The following is a 17,059-nucleotide window of genomic DNA, read 5'->3' as shown; positions in this document are numbered from 1 at the left end:
AAGTGGGAGGGAAAAGTTATGGAGAGTTTACGAATACATTTACAAAATGAAAAAAGCAATCAAGAACTAAGAAATATTTGTCTCTATGTAATTGGGAAAACAGTATCAATATTTGGTAGCTCTATTTATAGTTTTGCATTAGGATTATATGTTTTACAAATAACCGGATCAGCATTAAATTTCGCAATTACACTCATTTTAGGAACGATTCCAATGATTGTTATGAATCCATTTGCCGGCGTAATCGCAGATAAGGTTGATAAAAAGAAGCTGGTTATTTGTATGGATCTACTAAATGGATGCTTATTAATTGCTGTTTATATAGTAAGCAGCAATTATGGATTAAACTTATTCATCATTTATGCTACTACCTTTCTTATGTCGGTATTTACAACATTCTTCGGAATAGGATTAGAAGCCGCAAAACCAAATATCGTCTCTAAAGAGAAGCTAATGAGTATTAACTCTATAAGTAAAATTATCGATTCTGTATCTTTGATTCTCGGTCCTATGTTAGGTGGCATCATTTTTGCTGTATTAGATATAAAAACTTTTATAATTATAAATGGTATTTCATTTATTCTTTCGGGCATATCCATATTGTTTATTCACTTTAAATTGTTCGAGTACAACATAAAAGATGGATGTTCAAAAAGAGAAATTAATTTTATTAAAGATATAAAAGAGGGGTTTTCTTACTTAATTGAAAGGGAAAGCTTAAAAAATACGTTTCGTATTTTAACTGTACTTAATTTCTTCCTAGGTTTTGCTGTAATCGTCCCATTACCATACATAATAAACACAGTTCTCAATCTTAGTTCGAAGCAATTTGGCATGATTCATGGGACTTTTCCAGTAGGAATGATAGTTGGTGCAATATTAGTAAAAAAGATAACTGATCGTTTTTCTTATTCCTATCTTTTAAAAAAATCAAGTTTTATGTTGGCAATTTTTATGATAATTTCAGGGATTCCAATTTCATTCAAAAGTATTGAAGTAGATAATTTTGTATACGTTACTACGTATTGCATTATTATGTTCTTTTTAGGGCTAATGATAGCACTAATTGATATTCCTTTAACTTATTTCATGCAAAAAGAGATTCCCGATGAATATAGGGGAAGAGTGCTCAGTATTGGATTAAGTATAGGTAAAATGATGCAGCCAATAGCACTAGCATTATCGGGTCTATTATTAAATTATATTCCAGCCTACATGCTTCCAATTGCAGGAGGGATAGTATTTCTTATTTTAAATAAAGCTTACTCAAATAAGTTGAATTTAGAAATTCATTCAAAAGATTATAGTGTTTTGCGTAGCTAAGTGATATTGTTAAATGTTTAAAAAGCACAGGAACATCATCCTGTGCTTTTCTATCGTAATTCAGCTGTCTTTCTAATGACAATCTTATCAATATCATCTTCTTCTTCACCAATAAATAACCCGCGCTCTTTTAAATATGTTTCAAAGTATAAATCTGCTTCTGCACGTTCATCATATGGCTTTACAGATAGAACGAAACCTAATTTATTTTGCTCCTCTAAATGAGAAGTGGAGATGTAAGCCGGTACATTGTGGCGTAAAAAGAGCTCTTTAACAGGAATGATCATATCTTTCATTAACTTCGTTAACATACCCATTTCAAACTCAAAATTAAAGCGATCTATACTAGATAAATCCGCGAATACTACACCAATAAAACCTGTATTAAATACTTCTTGATATTCTACTTCTTCGTTACCGTAAAAATTCTTTTCGATTAAATAATTTATAAAGTAAGCAACGCCATCACTTTGTTCAAACGGTTTTGTTGAAAGAACAAAGCCGATTTTCTTTTGTTTATGTAAATACACACATGACATGTGTGCGGATATATTATGTTCTTTAAATAATGCACTCGTTGCCCCAGATAGACCATCTAGTACGTGATGAACAATTTGAAGTTTTTTACGAGCGAAATAATAGGATTTCTTTTGTAACTCCAATGTATCAATAAAGACAGAGCCGATAAAGCCTGTATTTGAAATAATAGGTGTTTGCTTTTTTCTTCCTCTGCGCTTTGCTTGAGTCATTGTTGAAATCATCCCTTCATGTACAAATAAATTAAAAGAACGTTTGTTCGTATATTTATATTTTACTATTAAAACGCACTAAAGTAAAGGGTTTTTGACGAAAAAACAATAAAAAAGACACCTATAAAAGGTGCCTTAAACGTTGCAGGGAAGAGGTTTCATCCCATTATTTATATTAAGATACAGATACAATCTCTTCTGTATCTTCTACATCTAAATGACAGTCCATAGTACGAACATCTTGATCTTCATGACTTCCGAAATAAATAGTAATTTTCATATGTATCGCTCCTTTATTCTAGGAATACCTAAAATAATTACTAGTAATGTTAATATTTATTATATACCACTTTTTTCATTCCGACAACGTTATATCATTTTTAATTCTTTTAGGGCGCAAAGAGTGATTTATAGAGATATTTTTATAGAAATAGGTACATTTCTTATATGATATATTTAATACTGAAGGATTCGAATACGAATTTTTATGAAAGGAGCAAAATGAATGAATTATAAACAGTTACTAATAGACAATTTTACATATAAAACCTCATATATTGCGCGGCAGGTAAATGGAATGGATGTAAAAGAAACGAAGGATTACATTACTGTCGACTGCGGATTACCTGCAGATACATTTAATATTATCACACTACTAAATAGTAATGTAACGGAAGGAATCGAGAAATTATATAAGGAGGTAGAATACTATAATCAAAAGAAATTTCCAATGAGTGTTTGGTTTTGGGATGATAAGCAAGAACAGACTATAAAAAGCGAATTAATCAAACTTGGTTTAAAAGAAGCTGAAAAGAATATCGCGATGGTAGCAGAATTAAAAACAATTCATCCAAGAATAAACATGCCAGTAGGTTTTACGATACAAAAAGCATCTTCTTCAGGACAAATCAAAAAGTTTGGAGAAACGTTAGCTAATCTATTTGGTACATCAGAGGAAGGTAAAAATGTACAAGCATACTATAATCAAATTTCTTCTTTAAGTTTATGGAATAGCGATAACATGAAACTATACTTAGGTCTTTATAAAGGTGAGGTAGTATCTGTTGGCTCTTTAGTATGTACGAAAGATAGTGTCGGTATTTATGATATAGCGACTAAAGAAGAAATGAGAGGACAAGGATTCGGCTCTACTATGTTTAATTTCTTGCTGCAAGAAGCTGAACAACTAAAAAATACGTATTGCGTATGACAAGCTTCACCTGATGGAATAAATATTTATAAAAAATCCGGCTTTCAAGTTGTAGGACAAATGACTGTTTTTGAAAATCGGCATTTATTTGAGTAAATCATCCAAGTCAAATTGTTTTAAATATAGGAGTTAACATACCGTTATGAAAAAAACAGCTATAATTACAATCATTTGTTTCTTCATAGTAATAAGCATCTTTGTTTTTCAACAAGTAAATGAACATAATTATATAAAAGCTACTAATCAATCAAATCATCTAAAAAACATTGCGCATAGAGGTGCTTCTGCATATGCACCAGAACATACAATAGTTGCTTATACATTAGGACAACAATTAAAAGGTGACTATATAGAAATAGATCTCCAAATGACAAAAGATGGACATTTAATAGCTATGCATGATGAAACATTAAACCGTACAACAAACGGTGCGGGCTTAGTAAAAGAGCATACATTAGAAGAAATAAAGAAACTAAATGCAGGATCTTTTTTCAATAAAAAGCATTCTAATTTAGCAAAGAAAGAATTTGAAGATGCTACAGTTCCAACAATAGAAGAAATTATTGAAACGTTTGGACATAATGCTAACTATTATATCGAAACAAAATCGCCAGATAAATATCCTGGAATGGAAGAAAAACTATTAGAAATTATTAATCATTACCAAATAAATGATAAAGTTATTATTCAATCATTTAGTGAAGAAAGTCTGCGAAAGATTCATAATTTAAATGCCAATATACCGCTAGTACAATTATTATCACATAAAAAAGCAGTTCAATTAACAGAATCAGAAATAGAAAAGTATAAAACATACTGCATAGGTCTTGGTATGAATTACAAATATATTGATGCAACCTACGTAAAAAAAATAAAGAATTATGGATTAGAAGTTCATCCATTTACAGTAGATAATGAAAAAGATATGAAAAAGTTACTAGTATGGGGTGTAGACGGCATGTTTACTAATTATCCGGATCGTTTACATTCAATATTGGATTTGAAAAATCATAAATAAAAAGAATTACCCGATAGGAAATGATGTACGGCTGTTTTCCTGATGACAACATACTTGAATACATTGAGCCGAAGTTTAAATAACTATGCAAAAGAGAAAACAAAAAGAATCCAATAAAAATATTGGATTCTTTTTATTTAGTTCTATGCACCCATCGTGAAACAATAGGATAATGAAATTCTTTATTTTGTAATTCATATAAAATCCCTTTAAGTGGTCCTAAAATTACGGCGGCTAAAAGTATTATATATAGTGGAATTGTTCCAAAAATAACAAATAAGGAATTTGTACTCAAGTCAATGTGTAATAAGGAAAGCATGATCGTACGGATTACTACGAAGTTCCAAAGAAATACAGCGAGCCATACTCCAAATTGGAAAAGGGCTGATTCTAGATTCATCTCTTTTATACTTTGTGATTTGAAAACGAAATAAAGTATGAGCGGTATAAAGAAAAGTGTATTACCAAAGAGGAAAAAGGCCAAGAAAGATAATAAAGTAATTGCATGTATCACTAGTTTAATGTTTTTATCTTGTGATAGTATCATTAAAATCCTCCTATATTTAATTTAGATGGTAAAAAACAATATAACCCATTATATCATAGGAAACATGAAATCTAAATAATCATACTATTCTCTGTATTGAGCATAATTTTTCATAAGATTACTCAGAAAGTAATCAAAATGCAACTAATTTTCCCTCTGTTTTTTATATTTTTTTGATACACTGGCTACGAGAGGAATGCCAATTAAGGTAGGTAAAAACCAAAACCATATAGGCGGCAGTAAATTAATAATTGGAATATGAATTCCGACGTTTACTAAAAGTGCGGTTACGGCACCGATATAGGAGCCTAACATACCTCTAATATGGTGATGAACCCAATTTTTCCAACGCTTTTTTCCTGCAAGATAGCCATAAATCGCAAATGAATAAGAGAAAATTGCTACATAAAATAAATATGCGATTTTATCCCAGTTTATAATGGACAATATAATTGCAGTAAGAGTTATTACAACGTAAGATGCATGATATATTTCTCCCCATTCTGTATGTTTCCCTTTCTTTTTTTGAGCAAGCATCGCTACAATTCCCGTAATTAAACATATGGTTCCAAATAATATGTGAATGGTCAAAAGGATATTGAAAATGCTCATATTAATTTCTCCTTTTTATTCTTATAGTATTGCAGTATAGGAGAAAAGTTGAATAATATTGTTAGTTCGACTTAATATATTGAAATAAGGGTATCCGCTAAAGATTGACGGTGATTCTTATGAAGAACTCATTTTATTAGGAAACGAAATGCGATTGTGGTAAATAAGATATAACAAAAATCCTCTTTACATTAAAGAGGATTTTTGTTATTCCATCAACCCACGGATCAATTCACTTAATATATAAATTCCTCGATTGATTTCTTCAGGGGAAGCATATCCATACGATAAACGTATATATTGATCTGATTCTTCTTCATAAATACGTCCTGGATTTAAAAGAATGCCCTTCGATAATGCTTCTGAAAATAGTTTTTTCATCGAAATGTTAGGCACTACCCTTAGCCATATAAAAAATCCACCTCTAGGAATATCCCATGTAGTAATGTCAGCACAGTACATATTTAATGCTTGTATCATTATTTGTCTTCGTTCTTTTAGATGAATCCTTACATTGGCTACGTGCTCCTCATAAAAACCTCTACTCAACCATTCTGCAGCAACTCTTTGAGATAAAGAACTTGACCCATAGTCAGTTTGCATTTTTATGTCTGATAATCTCTCAATAACAGGCTCTGGTCCGATAATCCAACCAATCCTAAGTCCTGGGCTAAGTGTTTTAGATAGACTACCGATATATAAAACATGTCCATATTTATCCATCGACTTTAAAGGAGGGGGCGGTAGTTCATCCATCCATAACTCACGGTAAATATCATCTTCAATGATAGGCAATTGTTCTTTTTCACATATTCTTAGTATTTCTTTTCGTCGATCCTTGGACATTAATACACCCGTCGGATTTTGAAAACAAGGAATCGAATATAAAATATTTTTCTTTTGACTATAATTAATTCTTCTTAACAAATCATTAGGGATAATTCCATGTTGATCCATCTGTATTCCAGAAAGGTGAATATTAGCCGATTGAAATACGTGAAGAGAATATAAGTAAGAAGGTCGTTCAAGTAAAACAGTTGACTCTCTATGTAAAAGACCGATTGATATTAATTGTAATGCCTGTAATGCACCAGAGACTATTAATATAGAGCTTGGTGATGTATTTATTCCAAATGATTTTACATAATTACTTATTGCTTCACGTAAAGGGAGATATCCTTTTTGTTCTTCATATCCGAAATAATCTAGTTCCTCACATACGTTACGCATAATGAATTGCATAGTTTCTAACAGGAAAAGATGAGGTGCAAGTTCTCCTTTACTAAGATGAATCAATTTTTTATTTGCTTCTGCTTCATTTATTTCTCGTACCATTAACTTGCTTGGTTTATGAATACCAGCCTTTACATATTCACTCCAATCGGGCGGGGGATTGGTGGCTAATAATGACCATGTATTATTCGTTACAATTGTTCCTGATCCGATTTTCCCTTGAATTAAGCCATCTGCCATAAGTTCTTCTAGTGCAATTATTACAGTACTACGATTTACATGAAATAATTTCGCTAACTGCCGCTGGCTAGGAACCTTACTTCCAATCGGCCATTCTCCGTATTCAATTTTTTCTTTCATATAGTCTATTATCTGCCGATATTTAGGCAGTTTTTTATCAGTAGACATATTAAAAACTCCCTCATTCATTTTAAAAATGCAAATTGGTTGGTTTTTTCGAGGATTAACTGGTTGAAGACATTGTATCAACTATTAAATATGATGAAAAGAAATAATTGGTAATTAGAAAATGGCTGGTTTATTGGAGAGGGAGAGAATATATGCATAATAAAAAATGGGATTTTCGTATTGTATGTGCTCACGCTTTTACGATTCTTATATGGGGAACAGCTTTTCCAGGAATTCGGATGGGGCTTGAAGCTTACACCCCTGAACACCTTACTTTGCTACGATTATTAATCGCTTCTTTGATTCTTTTTCTGTTTTCACTTATATACAAGTTACGTTTACCTGATTTGAAAGATATTCCAGTAATTTTTATATTTGGTGCTCTTGGATTTACAATTTATCATATTGCACTGAACTACGGTGAAAAGAGTGTGAATGCTGGACCTGCTAGTTTAATTGTATCAGTAACACCTATATTAACGGCAATTCTTGCTTCTGTTTTTTTGAATGAAAGAATGAAATTAAATGGTTGGATCGGTGGTGTAATTAGTTTTGTAGGAATTGCTTTTTTATCGTTAAGTCAAGGAGATTCCATTCAATTGAATAGTGGGGGATTACTAATATTATTGGCGGCAATTTCAGAAAGTCTATTTTTCGTTTTTCAAAGGCCATACTTAAAAAAGTACGGTTTCTTGCCATTTACAATATATACAATTTGGTCTGGTACTGTATTTATGCTTATTTTTTTGCCAGGGATTTATCAAGAAATCGTAACAGCTCCTATAGAAATTACTTTGAGTGTTATATATTTAGGTGTGTTCCCGACAGTACTACCGTATATTGCATTAGCATATATTACATCCCATGCCAGTGCTTCTGAGGCAACAAGTTCTCTATATTTAACACCAGTAACTGCATGTATTATCGCTTGGATATGGTTAGGTGAGGTGCCAACCTTTGTTTCGATAATTGGAGGGGGAATTACTATACTTGGAGTTGTGATTGCTCATTTAACATTTAATAAAGATGATTATAAGCAAATTGAGAGTGAAAAGGTATGGTAAGACATCCCTACGAGTATTTGCAATTTGAATGCAAAATTTCGGATTAATAACAGGTTTTCAATTCTATAAATATAGTGAAAAAAATCTATATTAAAATCAGTTAGTCCAATATTTGTACGAGATTTAATTAAACTGGTAGATTATTTATCTGCAAAAGAACTAGCATAATGCTAGTTCTTTTTTATCAATACATTACTCACCATTAATATTTGCTTAGAACTGTATAGATTTAATTTTTTTCCACATATACATAATTATCTTACCTATGAAAGGAGTGCATTTCTTGGAGAAGGTTTTATTTTTTGGAGACCCAGGTATTGATGATTCGTTTGCAATTATGTATGGCTTACTGCATCCTGAAATTGAAATTGTTGGTATCGTAACTGGATATGGAAATGTTGAACATATACATGCCGCTCATAATGCCGCATATATTTTACAGTTAGCAAACAGACAAGATATTCCTGTAATTAGCGGTGCAACAGGCCCACTTACAAATGAAATTACAACGTATTACCCTGAAATCCATGGACCAGAAGGATTAGGGCCCATCCATGTACCGGAAAGTGTGTTATCTATTCCTATATACAATTTTGGTAGTATTGCTGCGATTCTTGTAAAGTATGGAGAAGATTTAACAATTGTCGATGTAGGAAGATCTACCTCGTTAGCGATTGCTTTTAATTTATGGAACGAATTGATGTTAAATATAAAAGGAATTTATTTTATGGGTGGTGTCTTTTTAGAAGCAGGGAATGTTACTCCATTAGCAGAGGCAAACGTGTACGGAGATCCTATAGCAAGTCAAATTGTATTTCAGCAAGCGAAAAATATAACGTTATTCCCTTTAAATGTAACAAATAAAACGGTTTTAACCCCAAGTGTATTTACTTACATTTTAGTTAATACACAAAATCCATTTAAGTCGATTATGAAACCCATGTACGATTATTATTTATCAGCATACCAAAAACTCAATCCATCTATTGAAGGGCCATTATTACACGATGTACTTGCTATAAGCGGTTTAGTGAATCCTACATTTTTAAATTATACATCCCGAAAAGTGACTGTGGATATATGTGGCGAAACGAAGGGACAAACTTTTGCTGATTTTCGCCCACACTCTAAATCTGAAGGGGCGCGTATAGCGTTACAATTAGATGAGGAAAAATTTATTCAGGATTTTATGAAAATCATGTTATAAGTTGATGTCGAAAAAGGGAATCATTTCACTCCGTTGAATATAAAAGATAAATTCTCTTTTAAAGGAGCTTAAAATAGTGAACGTTCAATTAAAAATTGTTACGAGAGAAAATTGGGAAGACGCATTAAAGTTACGAGTTAAAGAAAATCAAATCCATCTTGTTCCCGCAGTGGCAGTATCACTTGCTAAAGTATACATAAAACCAGATGGTGAAAATGTCGAATATATTCCATTCGCTATATATGATGGTGACCTTATAGTTGGTTTTATTATGCATGCTTTTGTACGAGAGTCAACAGATATGTATTGGATTAACGGATTTATCATTGATGAAAAAGAGCAAGGAAAAGGATATGGAAAAGCAGCATTACAGGAAATCATTAACTTAATAAAAAATAACTTTAAAGAGTGTGAGGAAATTAGATTAACTGTCCATAAAGATAATATTTCTGCAAAGAAACTATATGAATGTTATGATTTTAAACCATTAGGAAATGTATATGACGGTGAGGAAGTATATCGCTTATTGTTGTTGAAATAAAGATGTACTGTTTTGAAACAATAAGTTGTTCCGTTAAAGGGTCATATTGCGGAGAATTGGTTGTACTAATTCATATAAATTATCGCAAACTCAATTCACGCAATTATTTAAACATTTTATTATAAAACAGTATTTATATATACTTAAACTATCATTAACAAAAACATCAATGGAGGAACTAATATGAAAGAAAGCAATAAAAAAGAGTTGTCACTAGAGCAACGTGAAGAATTACTACAAACATTGAAAGAGCGTTTTGAGAATAATATGAACCGTCATAAAGGTTTAGAATGGGCTAATGTTCAAGAAAGGCTGGATGCTAATACTGAAAAGTTGTGGTCGCTCAACGAAATGGAACGAACTGGTGGCGAACCTGATGTTGTTGATTTCGGTAAAGAAAAAGGCGAATATATTTTTTATGATTGTTCAGCAGAAAGTCCTAAAGGTCGTAGAAGTGTTTGTTACGATCTTGAAGCGCTAGAATCAAGAAAGAAACATAAACCAGAAAATAACGCTATTGATATGGCAACTGCCATGGGTATTGAACTATTAACGGAAGAAGAATATCGTACATTACATAATCTTGAAAATTTCGATATGAAGACGTCGAGTTGGGTGCAAACACCTTCTGATATTAGAGAACTTGGCGGTGCCCTTTTTTGCGATTATCGCTTTGGACATGTCTTTGTGTATCACAATGGAGCAGAATCCTACTATGCCGCAAGAGGTTTTCGGGGTTCGTTAAGAGTCTAAAATTTGTACAGGCAGGTAAATTTGAAGTAGAGAATAGATTTGCTTAGGGAATAGTAGTGATTGCATACTTTAGCTACGGCTTCGATTTTGAGGCCGCAAAGAATAGGGCTAATCAAACCTTATTGTAAAAGAATGAATCAACTAAAAATATTAAGAGTATGTTTTGATAATTTTCTTCATAAACATACTCTTTTTTAGAATCATTTACCAAAATTATTAGTTTTAATTAACGTATAAACGAGAACTTGTAAAAGGTACTCTTGCAATTATCAATGAAATTCACCCATATGAAACACCTATGATTTATATTATCCCGCTTTTAAATGAAAATTTTCGAGCAAGTATAAAGTGAATGATTAGGAGGAATACAAAATGAAAAGTAAATTCCATCATATTGTACGAGCTATCATGATAAAAGATGAAAAATTACTAGTTGCTGAATACATAGGCCATCACTATTTTTTACCCGGTGGTCATGTTGAAATTGGCGAATCAGCAGAGAATGCACTAATAAGAGAGTTACGAGAAGAACTTGGAGTAACTTACAGTATAAAACAATTTTTAGGCGTCATAGAAAATCAATGGCAAGCCAAAGAAACCCTCCACCATGAAATTAACCACATTTTTGAAATAGATTCAAATCAATAATGCCGACACCTTCAGTAAAAGAATTACTAGAAAAAAAATTAAGTGATGAACTATTAACTTGCTGGATTAGTAATTTTTAATTGTCTCTATTTATATTAATTCCGTCCACTAAAAGAATATAAAGAAAATAGGCTCATAAACAAGGTACATCACCTAGTGTAAAGTCATATTTTGTTGATGTACGCATTTAGTCTATAGCCTTATTTCTACTTTATTTTTAAAAGTAAATAAACTCGAAAATTTGGACGGAATTTACATTTGTAAATGGAGGGTTTCATAATGAATGAGTTTCAACAAGAACTACAAGCGTTAAACCTTAATGCTTATCAACCTGGTAATGTTGTGTATTGGGATCAGCAACAAAATCAATATCCATATTACTACATTCAAGACGATGCACGTCGTTGTGGCGGATGCGGTGGCGGCGGACGTTGTGGCGGTTGTGGTGGTCGCTGTGGTGGTTGTGGCGGCGGACGTTGTGGCGGTTGCGTAGGTTGTGTAGGCTGTGTTGGTTGTTTCAGCTGTTCTAATTGCTGGAACTGGTGGTTTATTTAAGTATTATAGATCTATAATATTTCACATGAAAGAAAAGTGCAGATGCAAAGTTATAATGTATTGAAACTTTTCTTTCATGCTGTTATTTTTATATGTTTTAGGGGGATATTTATTTGTACAAATATGAAAAATTAATTTCATGGGTAGAAAGCATTAAAGAGACCAATCAAAGTTCTGCGGCAGCACTTTGTATTATTAAAGATAATAAGATTGTACTAGAGCATTATAGTGGAACGCATTCAAATACTCCTACTAGTAAAAAAGTAACTATATCTTCACAATTCAATGTCGCTTCCGCAAGAAAAAGCTATTTAGGATTAATGGTAGCTTATGCAGTTTATGAGGGGAAAATAAAATCTCTTGATGACGAGGCTGTAAATTATTTTAAAGAATATGATCCTTCATTACTTGGAAAGACAACGATAAGACATTTAGTAACTCATTCACACGGTTTAAATGAAACCGATGATGGGACAGCTTTTCGTGAATTTGAGCCGGGACAAGCTTGGGCGTACAGAGATATTAATGTAAGAATGGTGACGCAGCTTATTTATCAACTGTATAATAAGAGTTTTCCTGAACTATTAAAGGAGCGTGTATTCACACCTGCTGATTTCAAAAAAACTGGATGGAGAATAAAACAAGATGATAATTTAGTTAAGGTTGTTGTAAACCCAGATGAAGATGCAATAAGTAGTGTTGGTGCAGTAGATGACGGCTCCGAGAAAAATCTTTTTGTCTCTGCGAGAGAATTTGCATTTTGGGGTAACCTTCATTTAAATAAAGGGTTTTTAAATGGTAAACAAATTGTGCCAAAAGAAGTTATAGCACTTGCTACGAGCTTACAAAGTCCAGAGTATACAAATAAAGAACTACCTCAAAACGGGTTGTTTTGGTTCGTTCAAAATGAACCTGCTTTATTTAGCGAACTTGGTGAGCGAGTTCCTAAAGGTTCCTATCAAATATTAGGAATTACAGGACCAACGATATTAGTCATTCCAGAATATAATGTCGTCGTTGCTAAAATGTACAATAAAAGATACAACTATGGTGGGGATAATTATTTATATTATTTACGTGAATTTAGCAATTTAGTCGCTGATACATTTAGTAGCAGTAAAAATACTATGGTTAGGGTATAACTACTCCTATAATAAAAAGGAGTGAACTTTAATGAAAAATGAAGTGAATAAAAATAAAAAGCAAAATATAAAGGATGTAAACACAGAACAAAACGCGATTTATAGCGATCCGAAAGATGCAGCTAATATGCAAACTGTACCGCAGCCGAAAGACTTTGAGGAAATTGAATATTAATTTTCTCTCCGACTTATTTATGAAAGAAAAATACGTCTTAAGTCTCATCACTTTCAGCAAATTATTTGATAACATATATACATAAGCATTCGAAAATGTCTTATCTTAACAAAGCTTTCTTTAAATGCTGTATATAACCTACAAAAAGGCACTTCTTGATGAAGTGTCTTTTTGTGTAAGCTAACTCAATTTCCATTTTCCGTACAGTATCTTGCAATTTATCATGGATATACTAACTGTGAAAATTCATGTCATGATAAAAGAAGGGGACAGTTAGCATGAAACAAACATCTATAAATCCATTGCTAATTGTTCTAGGTACAATCATTGTTCAAATTGGCCTAGGAACAATTTACACATGGAGTTTATTTAATCAACCCCTTGTAAGTAAGTTTGGATGGAACCTCAATTCAGTCGCGATCACGTTCTCAATTACGAGTTTTTCTTTATCATTCTCAACTCTATTTGCAGGAAAGCTACAACAAAAATTTGGACTTCGTAAACTTATCGCTACTGCAGGAATTGTTTTAGGACTCGGTTTAATACTTAGTTCACAAGTTTCCTCATTACCATTACTTTATTTATTAGCCGGTGTTGTCGTTGGATACGCTGATGGAACAGCATATATTACATCACTATCTAATTTAATTAAATGGTTTCCAAACCGTAAAGGACTTATTTCTGGTATATCTGTTTCGGCATATGGAATGGGAAGCTTAATCTTTAGATATGTAAACGGAAATCTTATCAACAGTCTTGGAGTATCACAAGCATTTTTATATTGGGGTATTATCGTCTTACTATTAGTGTTGATAGGATCATTCTTCTTACGTGAAGCAATTGTAAGTAACACTGCAACTGAAACATTACACAATGATTATACGCCGCGTGAAATGATGAAAACGAAACAAGTATATCTCTTATTTTTCATGTTATTCACATCATGTATGGGCGGACTGTATTTAATCGGTATGGTAAAAGACATCGGGGTGCAGCTCGTTGGTCTTAGTGCAGCGACGGCCGCTAATGCCGTCGCAATGATTGCAATCTTTAATACAATAGGTAGAATTATTCTTGGAACGTTATCAGATAAAATAGGTCGATTAAAAATCGTCTCGGCTACATTTATTATTATTGGATTATCCGTCTTCACTTTAAGTTTTATTCCACTAAATTACGGAATTTATTTTGCTTGTGTAGCAAGTGTTGCCTTTTGCTTTGGTGGTAACATCACTATCTTCCCAGCAATTGTGGGAGACTTCTTCGGATTAAAAAATCATAGTACAAACTACGGGATTGTTTACCAAGGTTTCGGATTTGGTGCACTTGCAGGATCATTCATTGGAGCACTACTTGGCGGATTTCAGCCAACCTTCATTACAATCGGTGTTCTATGTGTTATATCTTTCGTTATCTCTATAGTAATCCGCCCTCCAAATGCAGAAAAGAAGAAGGAAATCAAATCGTTAAATCGAAAAATAGCTTAATGCTAAGAAAGAGTCCTTATACTAGGGCTCTTTTGCTTTACAAAAAAATGTATAAACAATGAATGACATTCAAAAAATCTAATTTTTTCCCTGTACTTATTTCATAATCTAACATTAAAGAAGATAGGAAATTCCGATTATTAAATTGAATAAATAATGTAAAGGGGCGTGATAGTTAAAATGCAAATAGTAAAGCAATGGGTACAAGAAGATAGTGATTACATAAGAGAAAAAGTAATTGAATATAACCAAAAACAACTTTCAAATGAAGAAAAAACACCTTCAGAAAAGATTAGTTTTATAGTGAAGAATGAAAAAGAAGAAATAGTAGGAGGGATAACGGCAATCACATTTTGGCACCATGTATATGTTGACTTCCTATGGGTTTCTGAAGAATACAGGCATGAAGGTTATGGAAGCAATTTAATGAATCTTATTGAAGAATTTGCAATAAAAAAAGAATGTAGGCTAATCAAATTAGATACTTTTAGTTTCCAAGCCCCTAATTTTTATAAGAAGCATGGATATAAAGTGATAGGGGTAAGTGAAGATTATCCTAAAGGGCATAATCATTACTATTTAGAAAAAAGGTTATAAATGAATCATTAAAGAGTGTATTATGATTAATCTTTTTCAAAATATGCTCTTTTCTTTTGTGTGTCTATGAACACGATATCGTTTCGTATTAGTTATTTACTCAAATTACTTTTTATGAATCAAAACAATTTAATGATAGAATAAAATAAAGACAGAAAATTTTCACCATTCAAGGGGGTTACATATGAAAAAAGTAAATGTTACATACGCACTTCTATATGATGAAACTCATGAAAAGCTATTAATGGTTAAAAACAAAGGGGAAAATGGTTCTTATTACACTTTACCAGGTGGAGCAGTTAAATTCGGGGAAACGTTAGAAGAGGCAGCAATTCGTGAAGTGAAAGAAGAAACAGGGCTAGACATATCCGTAAAAGGGGTTTGTTCCATTAGTGAAGCCTTTTTTGAGGAGAGAGGACATCATGCAATCTTCTTTAATTTTTTAGGAGAAATAACCGGAGGGGAAATCTGTATATCACGGCCAAAAGAGATTGAGGAGATTACCTGGATGGAATTAGATTCAGCAGAACCTTATTTACGTATACCAGAACACTTAAAAAGCCTTTTACAAAAGAAAGAAACAGTTCCTTATATTTTTAATGGAACTATTATTCATCAATCTTCATAAAGATAGTATTTCATTTAAGGCGGGGGAAAAATGGAGTTTATCGTTAATCACAAACAATTTACACAAGCTCTTTCAGAAGTAAGTAAAGCTATCTCAACAAAAACTTTAATTCCTATATTATCCGGAATAAAGATAACAGCAGATCAATCTGGAATTACTTTAATCGCAAGTAATTCGAATATTTTCATTGAAAAATTTATACCTATTTCAATTGAAGACGAACAAATTACAACTATTTTAAAAGCAGGAAGTATTGTTGTACCAGCAAAGTATTTCATTGAAATTATTAAGAAAATGCCAAGTGAGATTTTAATAAAAAGTATGAATGAGCAGTTGATTACAATTCAATCAGATGAAATTACTTTAAACTTAAATGGACTCTCGGCAAATGAATTTCCTAATGTACCATTTTTAGACTCACATACAGAAATACAAGTAGAAACGGAACAGCTGATTGAGGTATTCAAACAAACTGTCTTTGCAACTGCTAAAAATGAATCTAGACCAGTTCTTACTGGCGTACATTTCGTTATTGATCATAACAAATTAATTTGTGCTGCTACTGATTCGTACAGACTGGCTTTACGTGAAATACCCATTTCTTCACATGCGAAATTAAATTGCATTGTACCAAGTTCCACTATTAGTGAACTACTAAAATTAATGAGCAGTAATTCAAATTTAGTATACATATATCTTTCAGAGAGTCACATTATTTTTAAATTCGGTACAATTACGTTGTATTCAAGGCTTATTGAAGGGAAATATCCTAATATATCCGGCCTAATTCCAAATGAATCCCAAACGATTATTAATATAGATAGAAAAAAGATTTTACAAGGTGTAGATCGGTCAAGTTTATTGGCTAGTGAATGGGCAAACAACAACGTTAACTTAGAAATCATCGACGAATGCACAATACAAATTTCTTCCAACGCTTCTCAAATTGGTAAAATATCCGAGACACAACAAATAGATGCGATTCACGGTGAAAAGCAATTAAATATATCTTTCGACGGACGATATATGGTCGATACTTTAAAAGCAATAAAAGAAGATAGAGTTACTTTAAGTTTTGGCGGTTCCATGAGACCGATATTAATTGAAGCAGGTGAACAATCTGCAGCAGTATATTTAATATCGCCTGTTAGAACTTATTGAG

General features: G+C 32.3%; 17 protein-coding genes and 2 pseudogenes. 15 read left to right on the top strand and 4 right to left on the bottom strand.

Annotation, left to right across the window (positions count from 1 at the left end):
* Positions 1–18: 18 nt before the first annotated feature.
* Positions 19–1,323: an MFS transporter gene (locus DN408_RS22025; RefSeq protein ID WP_002168282.1), complete on the top strand. Its 1,305-nt coding sequence runs from the start codon at positions 19–21 to the stop codon at positions 1,321–1,323.
* A gap of 50 nt (positions 1,324–1,373) precedes the next feature.
* Here the strand turns inward: DN408_RS22025 and DN408_RS22020 are convergent, their stop codons facing one another.
* Positions 1,374–2,072 (bottom strand): hypothetical protein, encoded by a 699-nt coding sequence (locus DN408_RS22020; RefSeq protein WP_002168283.1) that lies wholly within the window; start codon positions 2,070–2,072, stop codon positions 1,374–1,376.
* A gap of 505 nt (positions 2,073–2,577) precedes the next feature.
* Here DN408_RS22020 and DN408_RS22015 point away from each other — a divergent pair.
* Both DN408_RS22015 and DN408_RS22010 read left to right on the top strand, forming a co-directional pair.
* A pseudogene (locus tag DN408_RS22015) lies at positions 2,578–3,378 on the top strand (GNAT family N-acetyltransferase).
* 46 nt (positions 3,379–3,424) lie between these two features.
* Complete coding sequence (locus DN408_RS22010) at positions 3,425–4,300, top strand: glycerophosphodiester phosphodiesterase (protein ID WP_078179277.1); 876 nt, start codon at positions 3,425–3,427, stop codon at positions 4,298–4,300.
* A 133-nt stretch (positions 4,301–4,433) separates the two neighbouring features.
* Here DN408_RS22010 and DN408_RS22005 read toward each other — a convergent pair whose 3' ends face one another.
* From DN408_RS22005 to pdxR, 3 genes are all read right to left on the bottom strand, one after another.
* On the bottom strand, positions 4,434–4,847 hold the full coding sequence (locus DN408_RS22005) for a magnetosome magnetite crystal formation protein family (protein ID WP_002141962.1): 414 nt from the start codon (positions 4,845–4,847) through the stop codon (positions 4,434–4,436).
* A gap of 144 nt (positions 4,848–4,991) precedes the next feature.
* Positions 4,992–5,459 (bottom strand): hypothetical protein, encoded by a 468-nt coding sequence (locus DN408_RS22000; RefSeq protein ID WP_016120287.1) that lies wholly within the window; start codon positions 5,457–5,459, stop codon positions 4,992–4,994.
* A 207-nt stretch (positions 5,460–5,666) separates the two neighbouring features.
* On the bottom strand, positions 5,667–7,100 hold the full coding sequence (gene pdxR / locus DN408_RS21995) for a MocR-like pyridoxine biosynthesis transcription factor PdxR (RefSeq protein ID WP_078179192.1): 1,434 nt from the start codon (positions 7,098–7,100) through the stop codon (positions 5,667–5,669).
* Positions 7,101–7,252: 152 nt separating this feature from the next.
* Between pdxR and DN408_RS21990 the strand changes: the two genes are divergently transcribed.
* From DN408_RS21990 to dnaN, 12 genes and pseudogenes are all read left to right on the top strand, one after another.
* Complete coding sequence (locus DN408_RS21990) at positions 7,253–8,164, top strand: DMT family transporter (protein ID WP_002185732.1); 912 nt, start codon at positions 7,253–7,255, stop codon at positions 8,162–8,164.
* A 283-nt stretch (positions 8,165–8,447) separates the two neighbouring features.
* Positions 8,448–9,371 (top strand): nucleoside hydrolase, encoded by a 924-nt coding sequence (locus DN408_RS21985; RefSeq protein WP_002127616.1) that lies wholly within the window; start codon positions 8,448–8,450, stop codon positions 9,369–9,371.
* Between the two features lie 76 nt (positions 9,372–9,447).
* Complete coding sequence (locus tag DN408_RS21980) at positions 9,448–9,912, top strand: GNAT family N-acetyltransferase (RefSeq protein WP_002168287.1); 465 nt, start codon at positions 9,448–9,450, stop codon at positions 9,910–9,912.
* Between the two features lie 183 nt (positions 9,913–10,095).
* Complete coding sequence (locus DN408_RS21975) at positions 10,096–10,665, top strand: DUF4256 domain-containing protein (protein ID WP_078179191.1); 570 nt, start codon at positions 10,096–10,098, stop codon at positions 10,663–10,665.
* A 372-nt stretch (positions 10,666–11,037) separates the two neighbouring features.
* Positions 11,038–11,393, top strand: a pseudogene (locus DN408_RS21970) (NUDIX domain-containing protein).
* Positions 11,394–11,592: 199 nt separating this feature from the next.
* Positions 11,593–11,868, top strand: coding sequence for a heterocycloanthracin/sonorensin family bacteriocin (locus tag DN408_RS21965; RefSeq protein WP_001001869.1), 276 nt, complete (start codon positions 11,593–11,595; stop codon positions 11,866–11,868).
* Positions 11,869–11,981: 113 nt separating this feature from the next.
* On the top strand, positions 11,982–13,010 hold the full coding sequence (locus DN408_RS21960; protein ID WP_002127614.1) for a serine hydrolase domain-containing protein: 1,029 nt from the start codon (positions 11,982–11,984) through the stop codon (positions 13,008–13,010).
* Positions 13,011–13,041: 31 nt separating this feature from the next.
* Positions 13,042–13,185: a hypothetical protein gene (locus DN408_RS31590; RefSeq protein ID WP_002013225.1), complete on the top strand. Its 144-nt coding sequence runs from the start codon at positions 13,042–13,044 to the stop codon at positions 13,183–13,185.
* A gap of 278 nt (positions 13,186–13,463) precedes the next feature.
* Complete coding sequence (locus DN408_RS21955; protein ID WP_078179189.1) at positions 13,464–14,672, top strand: L-lactate MFS transporter; 1,209 nt, start codon at positions 13,464–13,466, stop codon at positions 14,670–14,672.
* Positions 14,673–14,852: 180 nt separating this feature from the next.
* On the top strand, positions 14,853–15,269 hold the full coding sequence (locus tag DN408_RS21950) for a GNAT family N-acetyltransferase (RefSeq protein WP_002085307.1): 417 nt from the start codon (positions 14,853–14,855) through the stop codon (positions 15,267–15,269).
* Between the two features lie 184 nt (positions 15,270–15,453).
* Positions 15,454–15,897 (top strand): NUDIX hydrolase, encoded by a 444-nt coding sequence (locus tag DN408_RS21945; protein WP_002085308.1) that lies wholly within the window; start codon positions 15,454–15,456, stop codon positions 15,895–15,897.
* A 30-nt stretch (positions 15,898–15,927) separates the two neighbouring features.
* Positions 15,928–17,058: a DNA polymerase III subunit beta gene (gene dnaN, locus DN408_RS21940; protein ID WP_078179169.1), complete on the top strand. Its 1,131-nt coding sequence runs from the start codon at positions 15,928–15,930 to the stop codon at positions 17,056–17,058.
* Position 17,059 lies beyond the last annotated feature (1 nt).

The organism is Bacillus sp. AR13-1 (assembly GCF_008042285.1).
In the GTDB taxonomy this organism is placed as follows: domain Bacteria; phylum Bacillota; class Bacilli; order Bacillales; family Bacillaceae_G; genus Bacillus_A; species Bacillus_A mycoides.
Note: the sequence above shows the minus strand (reverse complement) of the source record. Positions and strands in the feature narration are given on the sequence as shown.